Source organism: Mesorhizobium sp. M8A.F.Ca.ET.021.01.1.1, assembly GCF_003998025.1.
GTDB lineage: Bacteria > Pseudomonadota > Alphaproteobacteria > Rhizobiales > Rhizobiaceae > Mesorhizobium.
In genome coordinates this window covers 1-4629 of the sequence record NZ_RZSJ01000498.1, presented here as the reverse complement: position 1 = coordinate 4629, position 4629 = coordinate 1, and the positions used below count along the sequence as shown (strand labels likewise).

4 protein-coding genes are annotated in these 4629 nt (G+C 64.0%); 2 read left to right on the top strand and 2 right to left on the bottom strand.

Annotated features, from left to right (window positions below; genetic code table 11):
• Both EOA36_RS28205 and EOA36_RS28200 read left to right on the top strand, forming a co-directional pair.
• A partial coding sequence (locus EOA36_RS28205) for an NrsF family protein (RefSeq protein WP_127280324.1) occupies positions 1-552 on the top strand: 552 nt, incomplete at its 5' end.
• Between the two features lie 164 nt (positions 553-716).
• Positions 717-2696: a PAS domain S-box protein gene (locus EOA36_RS28200; RefSeq protein ID WP_127280323.1), complete on the top strand. Its 1980-nt coding sequence runs from the start codon at positions 717-719 to the stop codon at positions 2694-2696.
• A 9-nt stretch (positions 2697-2705) separates the two neighbouring features.
• On the opposite strand, the gene EOA36_RS28195 is transcribed toward EOA36_RS28200, so the two are convergent.
• Both EOA36_RS28195 and EOA36_RS28190 read right to left on the bottom strand, forming a co-directional pair.
• Positions 2706-3584, bottom strand: coding sequence for a 3-hydroxybutyryl-CoA dehydrogenase (locus tag EOA36_RS28195; RefSeq protein WP_013892834.1), 879 nt, complete (start codon positions 3582-3584; stop codon positions 2706-2708).
• A 209-nt stretch (positions 3585-3793) separates the two neighbouring features.
• Positions 3794-4629 (bottom strand): electron transfer flavoprotein subunit alpha/FixB family protein (locus EOA36_RS28190; RefSeq protein WP_145969342.1); only part of this gene is annotated, 836 nt, incomplete at its 5' end.

Sequence of the window (4629 nt, the reverse complement as noted above, 5' to 3'; positions counted from 1 at the left end):
GGCGCGTCCGTCGTCGTCGCGGCCGCTGTTTTCATGATGACGATCGGGCCGCGCCCCGACTTCATGGTTGCCGCGCACACGATGCGCTTCCTGTCCAAGTTTGTTTTCACCATCGTGCTCGCCATCAGCGCCTTCGCCCTGATCCGAGCCCTGTCGACTCCGGGTGCGGCGACAGGCCGGGCAATGGCGGCGATGATCGCCGCGCCGCTGCTGGTCGCGGTGGCCGTGGTGCTGGAGCTCTTCATGGTACCGCAGGCGCTGTGGGGCACGCGCATGATCGGTTCGAACATGATGATCTGCATGACCTTCATCCCGCTGATCGGCATCGGTCCGCTGGCCATCTTCCTGTGGATGCTGCGCTATGGCGCGCCGACACGGCCGGTGCTTGCCGGCGCGGCCGCGGGGCTGCTTGCCGGCGGGCTGGCGGCGACTTTCTATGCGGCGCACTGCTTCGACGATTCGCCGCTTTTCGTTGCCACCTGGTACACGATCGCCATCGCGGCCCTTGCCTTGCTTGGCGCGCTCGGCGGTCGGTTTTTCGTGCGTTGGTAGCAGGATACCGCGCCCAGACCCCGTGAATACCGATCCTTAATCATGCCGGCAATTGTTTGCCGGTTGTCCATATCGCCGATGCCCCGGACGCAACCTTTCCTTAAAATCGATCCTTCAGGGTTTCGATGGAAAAAAAGCGATTGCCCACGGGGGTGGCATAAATCGTGACATTGCGAAGTATCATCGGGCCGGGACGGTACAAGCATGCAGCGCTGGCGCTGCTTGTGGCCGGTCTTGCCGTGGTGGCCGCCTCGCTTGTGCCGTCAAGGCTGGACCTCGGCACGGAAGCACTCGGACTTTGCCTTCAAATATCGGTCGCCGTGACGGTCTGCGCGCTTTTCCTGGCCTATCTGTTCATCGGTCGAATCTCGGAGGATCGACGGCAGATCACGGAGAGCGAGCAGCGGTTCCGCCGGGCCATGGAGGACTCGGCCATCGGCATCGCCATCGTCAGCCTCGACGGGCGCATTCTCCAGACCAACCCCGCCTTCGCCACCATGCTTGGCTACAGCCGCGAGGAAATCGAGGCGTTGACCTTCTTCCAGATCACGCATCCCGACGATCTGCAGATCGGACGCGAAACGATGGCCGGCCTGAGGGCGGGCACCGTCGATACTTTCCACTTCGAGAAGCGTTATCTCAGGAAGGACGGTACACCCGTCTGGGCTAATCTTGCCGGCTCCGTCATTCGCGATGGGAGGAGTGGGCGCCCGCTTTATCTCGTCTCGCAGATCGAGGATATCGACGCGCGCAAGCAGGCCGAAGCGCGCATCACCGAGGCCGAAACGCGCTGGAACTTCGCGCTCGCCGGCGCCGGTCAAGGTGTCTGGGATTTCGACATGCGCAAGGGGGGCACGACCTATTCCGCCACCTGGGTCAAGATGCTGGGCTATGGGGATGGCGAGCTCGATGGCGACCCCGACCGCTGGCTGACGATGATCCATCCAGACGACCGCGCCACGGTCGCGGAGGCCGATCGCGCCCATCTCGACGGCCAGACGGAATTCTTCGAGGCCGAGTTCAGGATGCGCCACAAGGACGGCCGCTGGATCTGGATCCTCGACCGTGGCAAGGCAATCGAGCGCGATGCCGACGGACAGCTGGTCAGAGCGATCGGCAGCTTGACCGACATCACCTTGCGCAAGCAGGCCGAAGAACGGCTCATCGTCGCGGCGGCGATGCTGGCCGACGAGAAGGAGCGGCTTAAGGTGACGCTGCAATCGATCGGCGATGCGGTCATCTGCACCGATGCCGCGAACCGCGTCACCTTCATGAATCCGGTGGCCGAAAAGCTGACCGGCGTTTCCAGCGACGACGCGCTGGGCAAGACGCTGAGCCATGTCTACTGGGCTGTCGACGAGGAGACGGGCCACAGGATCGGCATGACGCGGCCGGCGACAGGCGAAGAGGCGCGCTCCGACCAGAACAGCCGCGCGGTCCTCATCCGTCGCGACGACACACGCTGCAGCATCCGCCAGGTCGTGTCGCCGATCATCAACGAACGCAACGAATTCGGCGGTCTGGTGATCGTCTTCCAGGATTTCACCGATGCGCGCGCCCTGCAGCGCCAGCTTGCCCATGCCGCCGCCCATGATGCGCTGACCGGGCTTGCCAACCGCTCGAGCTTCATCCGCGCCATGGAGGGACTGGTCGATCAGGCACGCAAGGACGGCACGACGGCTGGGGGCCACCATCAGTTCATGTTCATCGACCTTGACCATTTCAAGCTGGTCAACGACACGGGCGGTCACGCGGCGGGAGACGCCCTGCTGAAGCGGGTCGCCGAGGCGGTGCGCGGCGTGCTTAGTCCTGAAGACATCGTCGCGCGCCTGGGCGGCGACGAATTCGCTGTCATCCTGAAGTCGGGTTCCGCACCCGGCGCGAGGATCGCGGCGCGCTCCATCATCGATGCGATAGCCGGCCTGAACTTCACCTGGGATGGCCGGCCGCACGCGATCGGCGCCAGCATCGGGCTGACGGCGATCTGCGCCAATTGCGGCGAAGTCGACGAGATCATCGCAAGGGCCGACGCCGCCTGCTATGCGGCCAAGGCAGCCGGCCGCGGATGCGTTTCCGTGGCGCCGGACGGCAAGATCGGCGACGACAGGTCAGAACCGCCCAAGCCGCTCGCCGCGGCCTCGTGAGCGGACGCGTCAGCGTGTCGGAACGGGGTGCTCGCCGCGATAGTCGTAGAAGCCGCGTCCGGTCTTGCGGCCGAGCCAACCGGCCTCGACATATTTGACCAGCAGCGGGCAGGGGCGATACTTCGAATCCGACAGGCCGTCATGCAGCACCTGCATGATCGACAGGCAGGTGTCGAGGCCGATGAAATCGGCAAGCTGCAGCGGTCCCATCGGATGGTTGGCGCCGAGCCGCATGGCGGTGTCGATGGCATCGACCGATCCGACGCCCTCATAGAGGGTGTAGATCGCCTCGTTGATCATCGGCAGAAGGATGCGGTTGACGATGAAGGCCGGGAAATCCTCCGAGACCGTGATCGTCTTGTCGAGCTGCTTCACATAGGTCTTCGCCGCCTCGAAGGTCTGGTCCTCGGTGGCGATACCGCGCACCAGTTCGACCAGCTTCATCAGCGGAACCGGGTTCATGAAATGAATGCCGATGAAGCGCTCCGGCCGGTCGGTCTGCGCGGCTAGCCTTGTGATCGAAATCGACGAGGTGTTGGTCGCCAGGATCGCTTCGGGGTTGAGCTGCGGGCAGAGCTGCGCATAGATCTTGCGCTTGACGGTTTCGTCCTCGGTCGCTGCCTCGATCACCAGATCGGCGCCGGCAAGATCGGCCATCGCCGGTGCCGACGCGATGCGTGCCATGGCCTGGTTGCGGAGTTTCTCGTCGAGCTTGCCGGACCCCACCTGACGGGCCATGTTGCCGCTGATGGTGGCGATACCCTTCTCGATACGGTCGGGCGATATATCGTAGATCAGCACCTTGTAGCCCGAAAGCGCGGAGACGTGGGCGATGCCGCCGCCCATCTGGCCCGCACCAATGATGCCGATCGTCTCGATCTTGCTCATTACCCGATCCCGTCCGGAGCGTTTTTCGCCACAATCGCGAACCGCCCCATCTCTTTGTTTTCCCGCAATTCCCGGCGCAAAAACCCCTGCGCACTGCCGCTGGAATTGCTCTCAGCCTTGTGGCCTGCTTATTGTGCGGTGCAAACTAAAAGGGTGGGGCGACTTCGTCTACCCCACCCCTCGTAATTTAATACGGTTGCGCGGAAGCGTCAAAGCGCCTTCTGCAACTCCGGCAGGATGACGAAGAGATCGCCGACGAGGCCGTAGTCGGCAACCTGGAAGATCGGCGCTTCCTCGTCCTTGTTGATGGCGACGATGACCTTGCTATCCTTCATGCCGGCGAGGTGCTGAATGGCGCCGGAGATGCCGACCGCAATGTAGAGATCGGGGGCGACGACCTTGCCGGTCTGGCCGACCTGCCAGTCGTTCGGCGCATAGCCCGCATCGACGGCGGCGCGGGAAGCACCGACGGCGGCACCGAGCTTGTCGGCGACCGGCAGGATGACTTCCTGGAATTTTTCCGAGGAACCGAGCGCGCGGCCGCCAGAGATGATGATCTTGGCCGAGGTCAGCTCCGGACGGTCGGTCTCCGACAGCTTGTTCTCGACGAAGGTCGAGAGGCCGGGATTGGCCGCCGCATGAACCGTCTCGACCGAAGCCGAACCACCTTCGGGTGCCGCCTGGAAGGAAGCGGTGCGCACGGTGATCACCTTCTTTGCATCGGTCGACTGTACCGTCTGGATGGCGTTACCGGCGTAGATCGGCCGCTTGAAGGTGTCAGGCGACACCACTTCGATGATCTCGGAAACCTGCGCAACATCGAGCAGGGCCGCGACGCGCGGCGCGATGTTCTTGCCAGCGGACGTCGCCGGCGCGATGATCGTGTCGTAAGCGCCAGCCAGCGAGACGACCAGTGCCGCCGTCGGCTCGGCCAGGCGCTCGGCGAGTTCGTCGGCCTCGGCGAGCAGCACCTTGCCGACGCCCTTCAGTTTCGCGGCTGCATCGGCAGCGGCCTTGGCGCCTTTGCCGGCCACCAGCACATGAA